Source organism: Sulfurospirillum diekertiae (genome assembly GCF_002162315.1).
Classification (GTDB): domain Bacteria; phylum Campylobacterota; class Campylobacteria; order Campylobacterales; family Sulfurospirillaceae; genus Sulfurospirillum.
Window position 1 is genome coordinate 318,997 of record NZ_CP021416.1, and the last position, 18,766, is coordinate 337,762.

Here is an 18,766-nt window from a genome sequence, read left to right on the forward strand (position 1 = left end):
TAAACTAACCACTGATATAATAAGAGTAAATTTTAAACAAAAGGTAACTCATGAAAATTGTCGTGGTTCAAGGTCCAAATCTCAATATGCTCAGTCACAGAGAGCAAACTATTTACGGTGGTATGAAACTCGAAGAGATTCACTCTCAAATGGAGACAGTCGCCAAACAAAATGGTTTTGAAATCGAATTTTTTCAATCAAACTTAGAGGGTGAAATCGTTGACCGTATCCAAGAGTGCCTTGGCGATGCCGATGGTATTATCATCAACCCAGCAGCGTATACCCATACCTCTATTGCGATTCGTGATGCCATTAGCGCGGTCTCTTTGCCAGCGATTGAAGTGCATATTAGCAACATTTACCGACGTGAAGAGTTCCGTCAAAAAAGTATGACCGCAGCTGTTTGTACAGGACAAATCAGTGGTTTTGGTCCTTTTGGTTACCACCTTGCGATGATCTCAATGATGCAAATGCTTGGTGAACTTGACGCTCTTCGTAAAGCACAAGCAGCACAACAACAAGTCGCAAAAGCATAAGAATGAACTACATTCTCCAAGATGAAAACGCGCTCTACTTCGAGTGCGGTTTTTCATGCGATCATGCGGTTTTTTTGAAACTTGGAAGCGAAGCATTTTTTATTACCGATGCGCGCTACACAACCGAAGCTTCTGAAATCATTTACACTGCAACCGTTTTGGAAGGCGACAGACGCGATCTTTTAAAAACAGCGCGTTTGTTGATTCGTAAAAGTGGCATTAAAACACTCTGCTACAATCCTGCTGAATGGAATGTGGAAGTGTTTGCACGTTTGAATGAAAAACTGAATATTACGTTTCAAAAAAAGCCCAATTTTTCGCAACAAAAACGCATTATTAAAAGCGAGCGCGAGCTTGATATTTTAAAAAGTGCAGCACGTTTTGGGCAAGAGGCGTTTACACGTTTTGGAGAATTTTTAAACCATCACGGTGAAGGTATGGATGAAAAACGTGCCTTCTTTGAAGCCGAAGCGATTTTAAAACGCCACGGTGAATTGGGGCTTAGTTTTGAGCCGATTATTGCGCTTGGAGCGAATGCTGCTAAACCGCACGCACTGCCTACATGTAAAACGCTTCAACGTGGCGAACTCGTTCTTTTGGATGCGGGGGTGAAGTATCAGCGTTACTGTTCGGATCGTACGCGAACGAGCTTTTTTGATGAAGGATTTAACTTTGAAAAAGAGCAGCATTTTAACGAGACCTTGAAACAGAAAGTTTATGATACAGTGTTGTGTGCTCAAGAAGCTGCCCTTAAAGCCGTGAAAATTGGCGTCAAAGCTAAAGAGATCGACAAAGCGGCACGCGATGTCATTGACAAAGCAGGATTTGGAGCGTATTTCATTCATTCCACTGGGCATGGCGTCGGTCTGGATATTCACGAATTGCCTGTGATTAGTGCGCGTTCTGAAACGATTATTGAAGAAAATATGGTTTTTACCATAGAGCCAGGTATTTACTTACCAGAGCAATTTGGCGTGAGAATTGAAGATACGATTATCGCGCGAGATAACGGTGCTGAGGTTATGGGGTGAAGTTAGAACGCATTCGATTTTTCCCTACATGTAAAAAAGCCAGACCCTCTTTTTTACACCGCGCAGTGATTGGACTAGGTGGCAATCAAGGCGATGTCAAAAAACGTTTTGTGAAACTGTATCGCCTGTTTTTAAATGACCCACGTTTTTTTATTCAAGAGAGTTCCATGGTGCTTCAAAATCCACCGTTTGGCTACCTTGATCAGCCTGATTTTTACAATGCGGTTATTGTATTGCAAACATCTCTAAGTGCAAAAGCATTGCTTAAAGTGCTTTTACATGTAGAGCATATTTATGGACGCATCAGACTCTTTAAAAATGGACCAAGAACGCTGGATTTGGATATAATATTTTTCGATAATCAAACGATCCATCAACCTAACTTAATCGTTCCCCACCCTAAATGGTCGGAGCGTGCATCGGTTATCGTTCCACTCTTTACGCTAAAAAGTTTTAAAGGATAGAGGTGAAATTTCATACGTTTAGTGGTGAAACACCAGCAGAAGCACTTAAACAGGCTCAACAAGACTGCGGTGAAAATGCGCTTGTGATAAGCACCAAACAGATTCGCAAAAAGACGATTAGCACTTCCGCACTCTATGAAGTGGTTGTTGCCATTGAAGACGATCAACCAACTCCTGCCCCCAGAAAACCAGAACCAAAAGTTGAGAACAAATATAAAAGTGGCGAAGATGTCCTCTTTAGCCTCTCTGAAGCGGCAAAACAAATTTCTCAAATTGCACAAGCTACAGGAGATATGACTGGCTCGAACGCTTCAAGAGAAGCAGAGCGAGCTCAAAACAGTGAAGGTATTGGCGAAATTAAATGTGAAATCAATAAACTTGCCGATAAAATTAAACTGATCCAAGAGATGTTTTGGGAAGAACGCGCACCGCATCGCAATCATTTAGCGATTCCTTCAGAATTTTCAGAGATCTATAAACTCGCAAAAACCAGTGGTATGGGCGAAGATCACTTAGAAAATATTATGAACCTCACACTTGAACATATGCCAGTGCGAATGAAAAATAGTTCAGAGACGATTAAACGCTATTTTCAAGTGTTGCTTCGTAAACTTATTCCAGTACGGATGGAAGCTGAACTTCCTAAAGGGAATAAGCGCGTGATGATGTTTGTGGGGCCCACTGGTGTGGGCAAAACAACGACGATTGCCAAACTTGCGGCACGTTACTCATATATTCAGGAAAAGCGTTCCAAAGTGGGCATTATCACCCTTGATACGTATAGAATTGGAGCAGTTGAGCAACTCTTTCAATATGCTAAGATGATGCGTTTGCCCATCGAAGATGTAGTTGATCCGAGTGACTTTAACAACGCACTTTCATCGCTCAGCCATTGTGATGTGATTTTGATTGATACCGTAGGAAGTTCACAGTACGATAAAGATAAACTGGTGAAGCTTAATAAGTTTCTGCAAAGCTCCCAATTACAGATTGATGTTAACTTAGTGCTCTCCGCAGGTAGTAAGCTTGAGGATCTTAAAGAGATCTACAAAAACTTCTCTTTTTTAGATATTGATACCCTTATTTTTACAAAATTTGATGAAACAAAGGTTTTTGGAACGATATTTTCTTTGATTTACGATATTGATAAACCTGTAAGTTACTTTTCCATTGGTCAAGAGGTACCTGATGACATTGTCCCAGCGTCCAGTGACTTTTTGGTTGAGTGTATTTTAGATGGCTTTGAGAAAAAAAGAGGTGAACATGGAAACGCAGGCGAATAAACTCCAAGAACTAGTCGGCGCAGCTTCTGCTAACGAACATAGCCATACAAAATTTATTGCCATTACCAGTGGTAAAGGTGGTGTAGGTAAAAGTACTGTTAGTGCCAATATGGCAAATATCTTAGCAAATAATGGTTATAAAGTAGGGCTTTTTGATGCCGACATTGGGCTTGCTAATTTGGATGTTATTCTTAATGTTCGTATTGATAAAAATATTTTACATGTACTTAAAGGTGAGTGTACATTGGCGGATGTCATTGTCCCTATTAAAAAAAATCTTTTACTGATTCCTGGTGAAAGTGGCGACGAGATCTTAAAATATTCCGAGCAATTTTTATTTGAACGCTTTTTGGAAGAGACCAAAGTGTTGGATGATCTTGACTTTATGATTATTGACACGGGAGCTGGAATTGGTGGACATATACAACTTTTCTTAGAAGCAGCCGATGAGGTTATTGTGGTCACTGTTCCTGATCCTGCTGCTATTACCGATGCGTATGCAACCATTAAGATTACCAGCAAAACGCAGTCCAATATTCATGTGATTTTGAACATGACCAAAAGCGAGAAAGAGGCGCAACTCATTTTCGACAAGATCAATAAAGTAGCCATGGCCAATATTGGTAATGGTTTAAAACTTAATCTTATAGGTAAACTGCCTGAGGATAAACTCATCTCCAAGAGCATTAAACAGCGCACACTTTTTACCAATGATGCACCCAATTCATTGGCTGCCCTTGATATGAAACGTATCGTTAACAATTTAGTTTATAAATTGGAACGAAAAGTGCTTAAAACGGATACAAATAAGAGCTTCGGAAGCTTTTTTAAGCGTATTATTGAGCAATTTTAGATACATTTTGTAAAGGTATTGTATGGTCAAATCAGAAAATTTCATCTACTTCTTCACTATATGTGGATTTTTTATTGGGTTGATATTTTCGGTGCTAAATTTTTCAGAACCAGAAGAGATACTCTTTTATACATTAGAAATAACGTTAGTTTTCTATCTTATTATCCATGTGGCTGTTATGAATTTCTTTGATTTTGATCGTTTAAGTACCTTTATTTTTAATAAAAAAGATCATGAAAGTATTGGCGATTACTTTATTCAAGAGCTGGAAAATAGAGAGAAGGTTATGGATAGTCTTTTAGCGAGCATTGATAATATGAATCAGCATTACGATAAGATCATGAAAGGCTCAATGGAGAGTAATGAATCCTACAGTAAAAAAGCAGCCTAATCCTTACAGTCAAAATCTTAAAAAAGAGCAAGACGAACTCGTTTTGCAATATCTCCCAGCAGTGCGTGCTATGGCCTATCGCCTTCGTGAGAGACTTCCTGCTTCTGTAGATGTCAACGATCTTATCTCTATTGGAACGGAAGAGATGATAAAACTCTCTAGGCGTTACGATAAAGATCAAAATGACTCTTTTTGGGGATATGGTAAAAAACGTGTTTATGGCTCAATGCTTGATTTTTTGCGCTCCTTGGATACAATGAGCAGAGCCAATAGGCGTTTGATAAAAATGGTTGATAACGAGATTACTGCTTACTTGAGTGAGCACGGGAATGAACCTGATGATGCTTACTTAGCAAAAGTTTTGAATGAAGACATCGAAAAAATTTCTGAAGCACGCAATAGCTCAATGATCGTCTCAGTGATGTCTTTAAATGAGCAAATTACGATTTTATCAGGTGAAGATACTGCACAAAGGGTCGAAAAAGATGAACTCATGGAGATGATTCAGAGTATTCTTTTAACATTTGGCGAACGTGAGCAGATGATTATTCAGCTCTATTATTTCGAAGAGCTTAACCTCAAAGAGATCAGTGAGGTTTTGGATATTAGTGAGTCGAGAATTTCTCAAATTCATAAAAAGCTTTTAGCTAAGATCAAAGAACAATTGGGAATTAACCATGGCTGATATACTAAGTCAAGAAGAGATTGACGCACTTTTAGAAGTTGTTGAAGAGGATGGCGACACTCTCTCGACAGAAAACGAAAGTAGCGATACCCGACAAGTTATCCTTTACGATTTTAAACGTCCTAATCGTGTTTCAAAAGAGCAGTTACGTGCCGTTAAAGGCATTCACGATAAAATGGCGCGAAATCTTGCTTCACAAATCTCTTCTATTATGCGAAGTATTGTTGAAATTCAGCTACATTCTGTCGATCAAATGACCTATGGTGAATTTTTGATGTCCTTACCCAGTCCAACAAGCTTCAACGTTTTTTCAATTAAGCCACTTGATGGTAATTGCATTATAGAAATCAACCCGTCCATTGCTTTCCCGATGATCGATAGACTCTTAGGGGGTCTTGGTGAGTCGTATGAATCGACGCGTGAACTTACAGACATTGAATTAAATCTACTGGATGCCATTTTACGTATTATTATGCAACGCCTTAAAGAAGGGTGGGCTCCAATTACAGATATGTATCCAACGGTTGAGACAAAAGAATCCAGTCCAAACGTTGTGCAGATCGTTTCACAAAATGAAATCGTCATTATGGTGGTCATGGAGATTATCATAGGAAACTCTAGTGGAATGATTAACCTGTGTTATCCTGTTATTTATTTGGAACCAATTCTCTCTCGTTTAGCAAATCGTGATATTATGTTGGGTGAAACCAGCGCTAAAAAAAGCCGTAATAAAGAGCTTAATACGCTTATTTCTCGTGCCGAAGTTTTTAATGAAGCGATTATTGGGCAAGCAGAACTGAGTGTGGGTGAACTTTTGGAGCTTAAAAAAGGTGACATTGTCAGACTGGACCGCCCTGCTGATGATAAAGCTATTGTCATGATTGATAAAAAAGAGCTCTTTTTAGCGGAAATTGGCTTGCATCGTTTTCGTAAATCGATTAAAATAGAGAGTTTGGTTAAAACAGATAAAGATGAGGTTAAGAGTGCTTTGGAAGAATTAGAGCATATTCGAAAATCAAAAATTTCATCCTTTGATACAACGCAACAGGGGTAAGGTGTGAATACATTTGTACAATTATTACAACAAGAGGTAGTCTCGACAATAGAGGGGTTAACGGGTATTGCACCTACCGTTGAACTTAACGCAGAAGAGAGTGGTGAGAGCAAACTCACACTCAGCCCTCCACTCGCCAAACTCGATATTACTGTGGGTGGTGAACTGCATGGTAAGATGCGTGTTACGATGGCGACATCTATTGCAACTGCCATTGGTGACATGATGCTAGGCGGTGAAGGTAATGAAAAAGAGGATATGGATGCTGAAGATCTTGATGCAACCAAAGAGATTATTTCTAACATTCTTAGCTCTTTTTCACGCTCACTTGGTAGCCAAAAAAATATGCCTAAGCTTGAGTTTGAAATTGAAAATGTTGAGTATATAGATCCGAACAGTACAATTGATTTTAAGGGCTTTGAGAAGTTATTTATCTATAATTTAGCCGTTCACAATTCACATGATACCATTGCATTTGCTATTACGCATGAACTGACTCCTCTTATTGGTGAAGAGGTTTCCGCTCCATCTGCTTCATCTGCGGCGCCACAAGAGTTTATATTTGAAGAACCTAAAAAAAGTTGTCACAAACATGAGCCCTGAGGAGCTTAGCAATATTGAACTTATTAAAGATGTCAGGCTTCCGATTCGTGTACGTATCGGCTCTAAAAAAAATGCTTTTGAAAGATGTCTTGAGTATGGATATAGGCTCTGTGATTGAACTTGATCAATTAGCCAATGATCCTTTGGAAATTTTAGTCGGCGATAAAGTGATTGCCATGGGTGAAGTAGTGATTGTAGATGGTAACTTTGGCGTGCAAATAGGTGAAATTGGTACCAAACGCGAACGACTTGAAAAAATTGCGATAGTAGAGATCATGCAGCAACAAAAACATATTAAAGATACGGAACGTAGTAATGAGTGGAGTGTTCTTCGGATTATGTCAGATTTTGTCAAAGGATTTGATGAACTTCAAGATTTAGGACCTTCTGTTACTTTTTTTGGTAGTGCTAGATTTCATGCCAATAATCGTTATTATCAAGACGCACATACGCTTGCGTATAAGTTAGGAAAGAAAGGCTATTCCATTATTACAGGTGGTTCAAAAGGAATTATGGAAGCAGCCAATAAAGGGGGCTTTGATTCTGAAAAATGCCAATCTATAGGATTGAATATTAATCTTCCCCATGAACAATCGGGCAATCAATACACAACGAAGCATCTTAATTTTGATTATTTTTTTGTACGTAAAGTAATGTTGGTTAAATACTCTCTTGCCTATATTATCTTTCCAGGTGGCTTTGGAACACTTGACGAATTTTTGGAAGCGTTAACCTTAACCCAAACAGGGAAAATTACTAAAATTAGTATTTTTTTGTACGGCAAAGATTACTGGGAAAAGCTACTTGATTTTATTAAAACAACTATGGTGGAACATCATACCATTCGCCCTGAAGATGTTGAACTCATTATTCTTACCGATGATTTGGATGAGATTGTTACAAAAATAGATGAGCGTTTGGTGCTTTATATTAATGAGCTTAAAAATGAAGGTTTAGAGCATAGTCATTACTATCAAAAAGCTGTAGAATTTTTATCAAATCAAGAGTAAAAATGACAAAAAAATTATATTTCCAACATCTTCTAAAAAAACATTTACCTCTTTTAGGGGCTCTTTTATTATTGAGTTTTGTACTGTATGAAATTAGTTTTTATATCTTTAAAACGTATCGTGCTTTTTTTAATTCTGATGCTGCCATTGCCAATATTTTAGCCGAAGAAATGGTCCTTGCAGGGAGTTTCTTTCCAAGCCATTGGTGGTATGTCAACAATGATCTTTGGGTTTTTTATAAACAATTGCTCGTCATTCCATGGGTACTCGCGGGTAAAAATGGTTATTTTGCGCACGCCTTTACAGTTTTTGAAGTCAGTGTGTTTATGATTGTCTTTATTTATCTCTTCTTGCGTTCTTTAATGCTTTCACGCGCTTCTGCTATTATGGGTGGCGTGGTTGTTTGTATTGCTTATTCACCAATGTATTTACGAGAACTTTTTGGTGAAGCTGCCTATACATGGTACTTTCTTTTTATGATCGGATTTATGTTTATTTTTCGCAAGCTTAGCCCACATGTCATTAGCAAGAGCACGCAAGTTAAGGCTTTTATCTTTTTTATGATGTTGCTTTATTTACTGGTACTTGCGAATCCTATACGTTTTTTTGTTTATTATGTTGTGCCTTTTTTTGGAGCACTTGCTTTAAGTATTTACTTTGCTAGAGATAGTATTAAAACATTCCAACATGCAGTGTATCGCCTCTTATCGGTCAAAAAAATGGTTATTTTTGCTTTTGCATGTTTGGTAATGGGACTTGCGGGAATGGCACATTACAATCTTTTGGAGAGTTTGCATTTAGCGGGTGGTGCTAATAATGCAGGGCTTGTTTCACTTGAAATTCTCCCCGTGCACGCAGCACATGCTTTTTTAGGGTTGCTCAACTTCATAGGAGCTGAATGGAATGAAGGTGTTCGAGCATCGTCTATTGGAGGTGCCATTTCACTTTTAAAATTTGCACTTTACCCATGTGTATTAATTATTCCAGCGTTACATGTAAAAAAATCTTTTTATCAGATGAGCGCAACAGAGCGCTTTTTTGTTCTTTTTTCCTATGTAGGGTTTGCAATTATTTATATCCTTTATTCGACAACAGCATTGCATGAAAATGCATGGGCAGCACGTAACAATATTCGCTATATCTCCCCTTTTATTATGATGATTTTGGTTTGTAACGTTATTATGTGGCGCTTTTTCTCTCTGTTTGCCAAAGTTATTTTATCCGTCTGTTTAGCAATGGCATTGGGATTATCGTGGAACTATGTTTCTCCTAAAGAGTGGCGTGGAATTGTTGATGAACGGATTGCCTTGGTGGAAGAGCTCAAGAGCAGAGGGTTGCATTTTGGCTATGCGGAGTATTGGGATTCACATCTTTATACGGCCTTTAGTGATGGCGACGTGGATATTCGTCCGATTGAGGTTGACGAGAAAGGTATTTCCCTTGTCAAATGGTTATCCAGTGATCGATGGTATCAGAAAGATTCAACCGATGGTAAGGTCTTCTTTATGCTTAAGCATGAAGATATTGCTGATTTCAATGTAAGCCTTAAAAACCTGAATATGCCTGATCCCATTGATCAATTTACAATGAATCAATACACTATATATGTTTTTGAAAAAAATCCGCTTTATGTGAAAAAAAGTAAAGCAGAAGCTAGGAAGAAAAAGCGTATAATGACAGCTCCGTAATTTACATGTAAAGGTGTCGCGTGGAGTCTGTCAAAATTAGTGTCGTTTCTCCCATTTATGGCTGTAAAGAGTGCTTGTTTGAACTGTATGATCGTTTGGTTAAAACACTCAGTCAAATCACAGATAATTTTGAAATTATTTTGGTGAATGATGCCTGTCCTCAAGCTTCTTGGGAACGGATTATGATGTTATGTGCAAAAGATACTCGTGTGAAAGGCATCAATCTCTCACGCAATTTTGGGCAACATTATGCCATTACTGCAGGGCTTGATCATGCTAAAGGCGATTGGGTTGTTGTTATGGATTGTGATTTGCAAGACAGACCTGAAGAGATCATTAAGCTTTATAACAAAGCACTGGATGGCTATGATATTGTGTTTGGTAAACGCGTTGAGCGTCAAGATACTTTCTTGAAACGCCTTGGTTCCCAAGTGTTTAATAGAGTTTTAGAGTATTTTACTGAGACCAAACATGATAATAGTATTGCCAATTTTGGTATTTATGCTCAAAAAGTTGTGGAAACGATTAATCGTTACCGTGAACAGAGTAGGGACTTTTTGTTGTTTGCTCAAATGGTAGGATTTAAAAAGACTGAGATTGAAATTGAGCATGCTGCACGTGCGTATGGATCATCTTCCTATAATCTTTCCAAACTAATCCGTTTAGCCATTGATTCTATTGTATCACACTCTAACAAGCCGTTGAGGCTCTCGATACAGTTAGGATTTTTTATTGCATTAATCAGTCTTATCTATGCCTGTTGGCTCGTTATTCGTTACTTTTTCTATCATACCCCAGCGGAAGGTTGGACCAGTTTGATGGTATCTATGTTCTTTATGTTTGGGCTTCTGTTTGCGATTATTGGCATTGCAGGGCTTTACATTGGGAAGATCTTTGATGAGGTTAAAAGACGACCTCTTTATATTATTCAAGAGACAATTAATTTATGAAAAGAATAGCAATTTTACAATCAAACTATATCCCATGGAAGGGATATTTTGACATTATTGGCAGTGTGGACGAATTTGTCCTCTATGATGATATGCAGTACACCAAAAATGATTGGCGTAACCGCAATAAAATTAAAACGCAAAATGGACTTCAGTGGCTGAGTATTCCTGTGCGTCAAGAGAGCTTGCACCAAAAGATTAATGAGACCAAAATTATTGATCCCAAATGGAATGTCAATCATTGGCGAAGTATTTCTCAAAGCTATGCCAAGGCACCACATTTTAAAGCGTACAAAGAGCAAATGGAAGCTTTGTATATGAGCGCGACCATGGAGACGATTAGTGAGATCAATCGTCATTTTATTGATGCGATATGTGCGATGTTAGAGATTAAAACGGTGATTCGAGACTCGCGTGAGTTTGTTTTAGCTGATGGTAAGAGTGAGCGACTGTTGGCACTCTGTCAAGATTTAGGTGCGACAACGTATCTAAGTGGTCCTGCGGCGCGTGATTATCTGGATGAGTCTATTTTCAAAGAAGCGGGAATAGCGGTTGAGTGGATGGATTACAGTGGTTACCACGAATATCACCAACTTTTTCCTCCGTTTGAACATGGCGTTAGTGTGATCGATCTGATCTTAAATGAAGGCAAAAATGCCAAAAACTTTTTAAAGAGTACACCAAAATGATACATTTTAATAAACCTCCTTTAACTGGAAACGAAGAGAAATATCTTTTAGAGACACTGCACAGCCTTAAAATGTCAGGTGATGGTGTTTTTGGAAAGCGTTGTCAAAAATGGTTTGAAGAACGCTATCACTGTTCTAAAACCTTGCTCACACCTTCGTGTACGCATGCGCTTGAAATGGCTGCTCTTCTCTTGGATATCAAAGAGGGCGATGAAGTTATTATGCCGAGCTATACGTTTGTCAGTACCGCTGATGCATTTGCATTGCGTGGAGCGAAGATTGTTTTTGTCGATGTACGACCTGAGACAATGAATATCGATGAGCGTTTGATCGAAGCGGCGATTACGCCTAAAACTAAAGTGATTGTTCCTGTACATTATGCAGGTGTTGGATGCAATATGGATGTCATCATGGATATTGCAAACCGTCATAATCTTTTTGTCGTTGAAGATGCCGCACAAGGGTTTGAGTCAACCTACAAAGGCAAACCTCTTGGAACGATTGGTCATTTGGGCGCCTTTAGTTTTCATGAAACCAAAAATGTGACCAGTGGTGGCGAAGGTGGATTATTACTGATTAATGATGAGCGATTTTTTCAAAGAGCAGAGATTATCCGTGAAAAAGGAACCAATCGTAGCCAATTCTTTAGAGGAATGGTGGACAAATATAGTTGGGTAGATATTGGTAGTAGTTATCTTCCTTGTGAGTTTCAATCTGCATACCTTTGGGGTCAACTTGAGATGGTGGATACCATTCAAACACACCGCTTAAACAGTTGGAAAGCGTACTATGAAAGACTTGAACCCCTTGCAACAAAAGGGTTGATTGAGCTTCCATTTATTCCAGAAGGATGCATACACAATGCCCATATGTTTTATTTAAAAGTGAAAGATTTAGACGAGAGAACTGTGCTTTTAGAAAAATTTAAAGAGCTCAATATTGGCGCCGTTTTCCATTATATCCCATTGCACAGTGCTCCTGCTGGGTTAAAATTTGGACACTTCTTTGGAAAAGATATTTATACGACAAGGGAGAGTGAGCGTTTGATTCGCCTTCCAATGTATTATGGTTTGACACTAGAAGAGATCGATGCCGTGTGTGAAGTATTGATAAAATGGAGTGCACGTTAATGGCACATTTATACATCTTTGGAACGATTTTTTTTACCGTATATGGTCAACTTGTTATTAAGTGGCGGATTCCTTTTCATGGGCATTTACCCGATGCATCAGCTGAAAAACTCTTCTTTTTACTCAAGCTTTTTTTTAGATCCATTTATTTTGAGTGGTTTTGTTTCCGCATTCATCGCCTCTTTGTGTTGGATGGCGGCCATGACAAAGTTCGAACTCAGCTACGCTTATCCATTTATGGGACTCACGTTTGTAGTCGTTTTTTATCTCTTCAGTCTTTTTTATTTAGTGAAAGTGTTACAGTTTATAAAATTCTCGGTCTTGCCTTGATTGTATTAGGTATTTTTTATCTCCAGTCGTGCCTAATTACTGCGATAACATCAGATAAAAATCATTGAAAGAGTGAAGAGAGAATTTTCTCTCTTCACATGAGTATTTTATCGTGAGCGCATACGTCGGAGCTGCCCATCTTGTAGCTCTTCTTTAGTAATTTTACCATCTTTGTTGGTATCGAAGTAGGCAAAATCGGGTGAATTTACAGCATTTCTCATGGGCATCCCCGCTTCCGCTCTTGTGTTCATACGCTCCGCTTTCACAGCATCAAACTCCTCTTTGGTAATGACCCCATCTTTGTTTTTATCATACGCTTCAAAGGCAAGAGGTCCACGCGTTGTATCTGCGGCAGAAAGATTTAAACCTACAAAACTTGCCATGGTTAAAAGCATGAGTGTTTTTTTCATTTTGACTCCTTCGTTTGGATTGTTTTAAGTAATTCTAATAGCTCAATAGGCTTTACATGTAAAGCTTCTGCACACTCTTTCATCGTTGAATTTTCGGTGGCATTAAAGCCTTTTTCGTGGATAATATGTAATGCTTTTTCAAGTTCAAACGTCTGCTGTGTGCTGGCTTCTTTGAGGGTTAATTTACCGTATCCTCCACCAGAGGTAGAATTTTTAGATTGAGATTTAGTGTTAATGATATCAAAAATCTGAGCGGGAGATTTGCCATTTTCTTTAGCAATTTCTGCAATTGTTTTTGAACGATCGACACCTTGAATTTTATGTGTATTCAGCTGAGAAATTATGGCTGAAATGCTGCTATTAGTACGCATGGAAAACTCTTCTAACGTGGAGAGCTCAGCATGTCCATAAGGTGCTTGATCGACTTTTCTTTCCCAAGAGGCTTTTATCTCGTCTTGAAAATCCAAAAATTGCTCGAATGGTACCCAATAATAAAGGGTTCCAAGAAGAAAAAGAAGATTCACTCCAAGGGCTAAAAGAAACTCTTTGGTAAAAAGTGAAAACTCTCGTGATTTGTTCATTAAATAGTTGATAAGAGCATTCCAATTAAGATAAATATGAAAAAGCATACCCACCAAAAAGAGCACCATAAAGGTTACATGTAAATGAGTATAGTGTGTTTTATCAAGCCCTAAAAGCTGCCAATTTGTCCAGTTGGCTACTCTGCCCTTGGGTGAGAGAAAAAGGATAATGCCTGTGTAACTCATTATGAGAAAAGAAAACCCAATACATAAGGAAGTAAAGCGTCTAAGTGAATACATACATGTCCTTTATTTTCTTATAATATAAATAAACTTTACTGATAGTATGACACTTTAATGTTAAAAGAGTGTTAACGCTATCTTAAGTCCCTATTGGATAAAATAAAGCACTTTTTGATGTAAAGGATATTTCATATGAGAGGCTACAAAGTCTTTGCAGGAACAGCAAATCCAGAGTTTGCTAAAAGGGTTGCCAAACATCTTTCGTTACCACTTTCAGCGGCTGAAATTAAACGCTTTAGCGATGGTGAGATCAGTGTTCAAGTCAGTGAGAGTGTGCGTGGAAAAGATGTTTTTATTATTCAATCAACGTGTGCACCTGCGAATATTAATTTAATGGAATTACTTATTCTAACCGATGCGCTTCGCAGAAGTTCAGCGAACAGCATTACAGCGGTTATGCCTTATTTTGGCTATGCACGACAAGATAGAAAAGCGGCTCCAAGAGTTCCTATTACGGCAAAACTTGTTGCCAATATGATCCAAACAGCTGGCATTGATCGTGTCGTGACCATAGATCTTCATGCCGGGCAAATTCAAGGTTTCTTTGATATTCCTGTCGATAATCTTTACGGTTCTATCATTTTCAACGACTATGTGAAAGCCAAAAATCTCAAAAACCCAATCATCGCAAGCCCCGATATTGGCGGTGTTGCACGTGCAAGAAGTTTTGCAAAACTTTTAGGCGTAGACATGGTCATCGTAGATAAACGTCGTGAAAAAGCCAATGTATCAGAAGTTATGAATATCATTGGTGATGTTGCGGGTAAAGATGTTATTCTGGTTGATGATATGATTGACACAGCAGGTACGATTGTCAAAGCCGCTGAAGTGTTGAAGAAAAAAGGTGCAACAAGCGTTATGGCGTGCTGTACACATGCAGTTTTAAGTGGTCCAGCGTATGAGCGTATTTCTAAAGGTGATTTAGATGAGCTTATCGTTACCGATACTATTCCTCTCAAAGAAGCCAATGATAAAATCAAAGTGCTTAGTGTTGCTCCTGTCTTTGCAGAAGTCATTCGTCGTGTTTATCACAATGAGAGTGTCAATGGATTGTTTGTTTAATGCAGAAATATATTCGTAATTTTTGTATTATTGCTCATATCGACCATGGTAAAAGTACCTTAGCCGATCGTCTTATTCAAGAGTGCGGTGCAGTCAGTGCACGTGAAATGACTGCACAAATGATGGATACCATGGACATCGAAAAAGAGCGTGGCATTACTATTAAAGCACAAAGTGTTCGTCTAACGTATGTGAAAGATGGACAACCTTATATTCTTAACCTTATCGACACTCCCGGTCACGTAGACTTTTCCTATGAAGTGAGCCGTTCTTTAGCTTCCAGTAATGGAGCACTTCTCGTTGTTGATGCCTCTCAAGGTGTGGAAGCGCAAACGATTGCCAATGTGTACATCGCTTTGGAAAATAACTTAGAAATTATCCCCGTTCTCAATAAAATTGATCTTCCTGCGGCAGATCCTGAGCGTGTAAAAGATGAGATCGAACATACTATTGGACTTGATTGTTCCGAGGCGTTAAGTGTCAGTGCCAAAAGTGGTATTGGTATCAGGGAACTTCTCGACACATTGGTTGATAAAATCCCTGCCCCAACAGGCAATGAAGATGCCCCAACCAAAGCGCTGATTTACGATAGCTGGTTTGACAACTATCTAGGAGCACTTGCTTTGGTTCGCGTCTACGATGGCGCGATCAAAAAAGGGCAAGAAGTCTATGTCATGGGTACAGGTAAAAAACACGAAGTATTAAACCTCATGTATCCGCATCCGCTCGTGTTAGAAAAAACACCGATGATTAAAACGGGCGAAGTGGGCATTGTTGTTCTGGGGCTTAAAAACGTAGGTGATGTTAAAGTAGGCGATACCATTACGGATTTTCGTAACAAAACGAAAGAGCCGATTCCTGGCTTTAAAGAGGTCAAACAGTTCGTTTTTGCGGGACTCTACCCGATTGAAACCGATAAATTTGAAGAACTCAGAGACGCGCTTGATAAGCTCAAACTCAATGACTCAAGCATCTCGTATGAGCCTGAAACTTCTGCTGCCTTAGGCTTTGGCTTTAGGGTTGGCTTCTTGGGGCTACTTCACATGGAAGTCATTAAAGAGCGTTTGGAGCGAGAGTTTGATCTTGATCTCATTGCTACCGCACCAACGGTTACGTATAAAGTGAAAACGACGAAAGGGACAGTCCTTGATATTCAAAACCCAAGTCAACTTCCTCCGGTGAATGAATTTGAAGAGATTCAAGAACCGTATGTCAAAGCAACCGTGTTAACACCGACAGAATTTTTGGGCAACATCATCATTTTGATGAATAATAAACGTGGCATGCAAAAGAAAATGGACTATCTCAGTCCAGAGCGTGTACTTTTAGAGTATGAAATTCCACTCAATGAAATTGTGATGGACTTTTATGATAAACTCAAATCGGTCAGCAAAGGGTATGCCAGCTTTGATTACGAGCCTATCGGGTATCAAGTGGGTGATTTGGTCAAGCTGGATCTTTTGGTCGCAGGTGAGCCTGTGGATGCACTTTCCATCATCGTTCCACGTGTGAGTGCGCAAACCAGAGGACGTGACTTTGTTAAAGCGATGAAAGAGATCGTCCCTCGTCAACTTTTTGAAGTAGCGATCCAAGCGAGTATTGGCACCAAAGTCATTGCACGTGAAACCGTGAAATCCATGGGTAAAAATGTGACCGCGAAGTGTTACGGTGGCGATATTACGAGGAAGCGAAAACTGCTTGATAAACAAAAAGAGGGTAAAAAACGTATGAAATCCATCGGTAAAGTCCAATTACCGCAAGAGGCGTTTTTGACCATTCTTAAGATCGACTAGCTTTACATGTAAATGCGTTGCCATCTTTGTTTAAACCTCAGTTGGCAACCACTTTGCAAAACCTGCCTGCAAACCATTCTAGCCCCAACACCTGCTTTTAGAGTGTTGGAAAGTGGGCTTAGAGTCTACTCTTTTTACAACTACACTGACATAGCCCCTCTGCTTCATACCAAGCACACCTACATCGGCGCTAAAATCTTCGCTCAACTTGGAACGCATACCTTTTTTGAATTTTTAAAAACCTTTGAGTTACCCAAAGGCATTTACGCCATTCCCATCGACGATCATGTCAGACACGGTTATTCTCACAGTGCCATCTTAGCTAAAGCAACCAAGCCTTTTTTAACGCCAATATATGGGAGTTTAAGAGCGCAAAATCATGAGAGTTATTCGGGGAAAAGCAGAGCCTATAGACAAGCCAATAAACGTAATTTTATCTTTACATGTAAAGATGAAGTGGATGCTATTTTGATCGATGACATTGTCACCACGGGCAGTACATTAGAAGAAGCCTATGAGACGCTTAAACAGCATGGAGTGAATGTACTGTTTGCGCTTGTTTTAGCGGATGCGAAAGAGAACTAATCTATTCTCTTTCAACGTTTACATGTAAGATGTTTTAGATATCTTTCGCTAACTCTTTTTCTTTGCGAATGATATACCAACCAAGAATGGCTCCCAATAAAAATACAGCTATAACATAAAATCCTGCAGCGTATTTGCTGAAAAAGTTTGCCAGAATTGGAATCAGGAAAGCAGTTAAAGCGCCGGTGATGGCATAAGAAATATTAAACGAAAAAGCGACGCCACTGTATCTGACTTTGGCAGGAAACGCTCGTACCATATAGTATGGAAATGCCCCAACAATACCAACGCTAAAGCCAACAATGGGGTAAGTGATGTAGAGCATTTCTCTGCCTGCAGAAAGGGATGAGAGAAATATGATTGTTGCGATAACAACGAAAAGGCATCCAATCATAATTACTTGACCAATAGAAAATTTATCAGTAAGGTAGCCATAAAGGACGCATCCAAGCGCTAAACCAGCAGTTGCAAGCAGTCTTGAAATGGATACATCCATTTCGGAAAAACCAAATTGTCCTTGTAAATAGACATGGGACGTGACGATAATCACCATGATACCAGCAGAGAGAACCCATGTGAGTAAAATAGAAAGAGTTACTTGGGGTAAATAGTTTGATAAAACCTCCCAAATAGGTAATTTTTTAGAAATTTCCTTCTCACCCCGTTGTTGCATTTCAAGAAAAATAGGCGTCTCTTTAAGCCATTGCCTTAAGTACATGGCGATAAAACCAAAAATACCGCCCACGATAAATGGAATTCTCCACGCCCAAGCGTGCATTTCAGTCGTATTAAAATTACTTTGCATCAAGATAGAAACGACAGAACCAAGAAGAATGCCAAGTGTCAGACCCGAAGTCAGTGTCCCACAAGCAAGCCCAACTTTATCTTTAGGAACATGCTCTGCTACAAAAGTCCAAGCCCCAGGAATTTCACCACCTACAGCAAGTCCTTGGCAAACGCGAAGGAGTAAAAGAAAAACAGGCGCAAAATAACCTACAAGAGCATAGGTTGGTAAACAACCAATCAGAAGTGTGGGGATTGCCATAAGAAGAATGCTGAGGGTAAACATACGTTTTCTACCCAATAAATCGCCAAAATGTGCCATGACAATACCACCAAAAGGACGCGCTAAATAACCCGCTGCGAAAATTCCAAATGTTTGTAATTGACTCAACCACATAGGCATGTCTGCAGGAAAAAATAGGCTACCAATCACTTTGGAAAAAAATACAAAAATGATAAAGTCATAAAACTCCAACGCTCCACCAAAAGCAGAAAGAGAAAGTGTTTTGTAATCTTGAGCGCAAAGCATCCTTTTATGCTTCATTGCCGTATGTTGCTGAGCCATTTTGCTATCCTATAGTTTTTAAAAGCTCAAATTATAACGAAAAATTA

The 18,766-nt window shown here is 39.1% G+C and carries 20 protein-coding genes and 1 pseudogene; 18 read left to right on the plus strand and 3 right to left on the minus strand.

Annotation, left to right across the window (positions count from 1 at the left end; genetic code table 11):
• The first annotated feature begins 50 nt into the window (after positions 1-50).
• The 15 genes and pseudogenes from aroQ to Sdiek1_RS01740 all read left to right on the plus strand — a co-directional run bounded on the left by aroQ (position 51) and on the right by Sdiek1_RS01740 (position 12,765).
• Positions 51-536 carry a type II 3-dehydroquinate dehydratase gene (aroQ, locus tag Sdiek1_RS01670; RefSeq protein ID WP_087437606.1) on the plus strand — a complete coding sequence of 162 codons (486 nt, stop codon included), beginning with the start codon at positions 51-53 and terminating at the stop codon, positions 534-536.
• Positions 537-538: 2 nt separating this feature from the next.
• Positions 539-1,567, plus strand: coding sequence for a M24 family metallopeptidase (locus Sdiek1_RS01675; RefSeq protein WP_087437607.1), 1,029 nt, complete (start codon positions 539-541; stop codon positions 1,565-1,567).
• A complete protein-coding gene (gene folK, locus Sdiek1_RS01680) occupies positions 1,564-2,031 on the plus strand; it encodes a 2-amino-4-hydroxy-6-hydroxymethyldihydropteridine diphosphokinase (RefSeq protein ID WP_087437608.1) in 468 nt (155 codons plus the stop codon). The genes Sdiek1_RS01675 and folK overlap by 4 nt, the downstream gene beginning before the upstream one ends.
• Positions 2,028-3,314, plus strand: a complete 1,287-nt coding sequence (gene flhF / locus Sdiek1_RS01685; protein ID WP_087437609.1) for a flagellar biosynthesis GTPase FlhF — start codon at positions 2,028-2,030, stop codon at positions 3,312-3,314. The genes folK and flhF overlap by 4 nt, the downstream gene beginning before the upstream one ends.
• Positions 3,295-4,167: a MinD/ParA family protein gene (locus Sdiek1_RS01690; protein ID WP_087437610.1), complete on the plus strand. Its 873-nt coding sequence runs from the start codon at positions 3,295-3,297 to the stop codon at positions 4,165-4,167. Before flhF ends, Sdiek1_RS01690 begins: the two co-directional genes overlap by 20 nt.
• 22 nt (positions 4,168-4,189) lie before the next feature.
• A complete protein-coding gene (locus tag Sdiek1_RS01695) occupies positions 4,190-4,558 on the plus strand; it encodes a hypothetical protein (protein ID WP_087437611.1) in 369 nt (122 codons plus the stop codon).
• Positions 4,530-5,243, plus strand: a complete 714-nt coding sequence (locus Sdiek1_RS01700) for an RNA polymerase sigma factor FliA (protein WP_087437612.1) — start codon at positions 4,530-4,532, stop codon at positions 5,241-5,243. The genes Sdiek1_RS01695 and Sdiek1_RS01700 overlap by 29 nt, the downstream gene beginning before the upstream one ends.
• Positions 5,236-6,297 (plus strand): flagellar motor switch protein FliM, encoded by a 1,062-nt coding sequence (fliM, locus tag Sdiek1_RS01705; protein ID WP_087437613.1) that lies wholly within the window; start codon positions 5,236-5,238, stop codon positions 6,295-6,297. The genes Sdiek1_RS01700 and fliM overlap by 8 nt, the downstream gene beginning before the upstream one ends.
• Before the next feature lie 3 nt (positions 6,298-6,300).
• Positions 6,301-7,160 (plus strand): annotated as a pseudogene (gene fliY / locus Sdiek1_RS14900) (flagellar motor switch protein FliY); the annotation flags it as partial.
• 78 nt (positions 7,161-7,238) lie between these two features.
• Complete coding sequence (locus tag Sdiek1_RS14905; protein WP_439951339.1) at positions 7,239-7,910, plus strand: LOG family protein; 672 nt, start codon at positions 7,239-7,241, stop codon at positions 7,908-7,910.
• Between the two features lie 2 nt (positions 7,911-7,912).
• Positions 7,913-9,598 (plus strand): hypothetical protein, encoded by a 1,686-nt coding sequence (locus Sdiek1_RS01720; RefSeq protein ID WP_087437616.1) that lies wholly within the window; start codon positions 7,913-7,915, stop codon positions 9,596-9,598.
• Between the two features lie 20 nt (positions 9,599-9,618).
• Complete coding sequence (locus Sdiek1_RS01725; protein WP_087437617.1) at positions 9,619-10,548, plus strand: glycosyltransferase family 2 protein; 930 nt, start codon at positions 9,619-9,621, stop codon at positions 10,546-10,548.
• Complete coding sequence (locus Sdiek1_RS01730; RefSeq protein WP_087437618.1) at positions 10,545-11,237, plus strand: WbqC family protein; 693 nt, start codon at positions 10,545-10,547, stop codon at positions 11,235-11,237. Before Sdiek1_RS01725 ends, Sdiek1_RS01730 begins: the two co-directional genes overlap by 4 nt.
• A complete protein-coding gene (gene rffA, locus Sdiek1_RS01735) occupies positions 11,234-12,367 on the plus strand; it encodes a dTDP-4-amino-4,6-dideoxygalactose transaminase (protein ID WP_087437619.1) in 1,134 nt (377 codons plus the stop codon). Before Sdiek1_RS01730 ends, rffA begins: the two co-directional genes overlap by 4 nt.
• Positions 12,367-12,765 carry a hypothetical protein gene (locus Sdiek1_RS01740; RefSeq protein WP_238099094.1) on the plus strand — a complete coding sequence of 133 codons (399 nt, stop codon included), beginning with the start codon at positions 12,367-12,369 and terminating at the stop codon, positions 12,763-12,765. Before rffA ends, Sdiek1_RS01740 begins: the two co-directional genes overlap by 1 nt.
• Positions 12,766-12,804: 39 nt before the next feature.
• Here the strand turns inward: Sdiek1_RS01740 and Sdiek1_RS01745 are convergent, their stop codons facing one another.
• Both Sdiek1_RS01745 and Sdiek1_RS01750 read right to left on the minus strand, forming a co-directional pair.
• Positions 12,805-13,107: an EF-hand domain-containing protein gene (locus Sdiek1_RS01745; RefSeq protein ID WP_087437620.1), complete on the minus strand. Its 303-nt coding sequence runs from the start codon at positions 13,105-13,107 to the stop codon at positions 12,805-12,807.
• Positions 13,104-13,928 carry a DUF4405 domain-containing protein gene (locus Sdiek1_RS01750; protein ID WP_087437621.1) on the minus strand — a complete coding sequence of 275 codons (825 nt, stop codon included), beginning with the start codon at positions 13,926-13,928 and terminating at the stop codon, positions 13,104-13,106. Before Sdiek1_RS01750 ends, Sdiek1_RS01745 begins: the two co-directional genes overlap by 4 nt.
• A 135-nt stretch (positions 13,929-14,063) precedes the next feature.
• Between Sdiek1_RS01750 and Sdiek1_RS01755 the strand changes: the two genes are divergently transcribed.
• Genes Sdiek1_RS01755 through Sdiek1_RS01765 form a run of 3 tightly spaced genes read left to right on the plus strand, consistent with a single transcriptional unit; the run spans position 14,064 to position 17,371 of the window.
• Entirely contained in the window at positions 14,064-14,993 is a 930-nt protein-coding gene (locus tag Sdiek1_RS01755) for a ribose-phosphate pyrophosphokinase (protein WP_087437622.1), read from the plus strand.
• Positions 14,993-16,786 (plus strand): translation elongation factor 4, encoded by a 1,794-nt coding sequence (gene lepA / locus Sdiek1_RS01760; RefSeq protein ID WP_087437623.1) that lies wholly within the window; start codon positions 14,993-14,995, stop codon positions 16,784-16,786. The genes Sdiek1_RS01755 and lepA overlap by 1 nt, the downstream gene beginning before the upstream one ends.
• Positions 16,787-16,798: 12 nt before the next feature.
• Positions 16,799-17,371 carry a ComF family protein gene (locus Sdiek1_RS01765; protein ID WP_087437624.1) on the plus strand — a complete coding sequence of 191 codons (573 nt, stop codon included), beginning with the start codon at positions 16,799-16,801 and terminating at the stop codon, positions 17,369-17,371.
• A gap of 34 nt (positions 17,372-17,405) precedes the next feature.
• On the opposite strand, the gene Sdiek1_RS01770 is transcribed toward Sdiek1_RS01765, so the two are convergent.
• Positions 17,406-18,719, minus strand: coding sequence for an MFS transporter (locus Sdiek1_RS01770; RefSeq protein ID WP_238099096.1), 1,314 nt, complete (start codon positions 18,717-18,719; stop codon positions 17,406-17,408).
• Positions 18,720-18,766 lie beyond the last annotated feature (47 nt).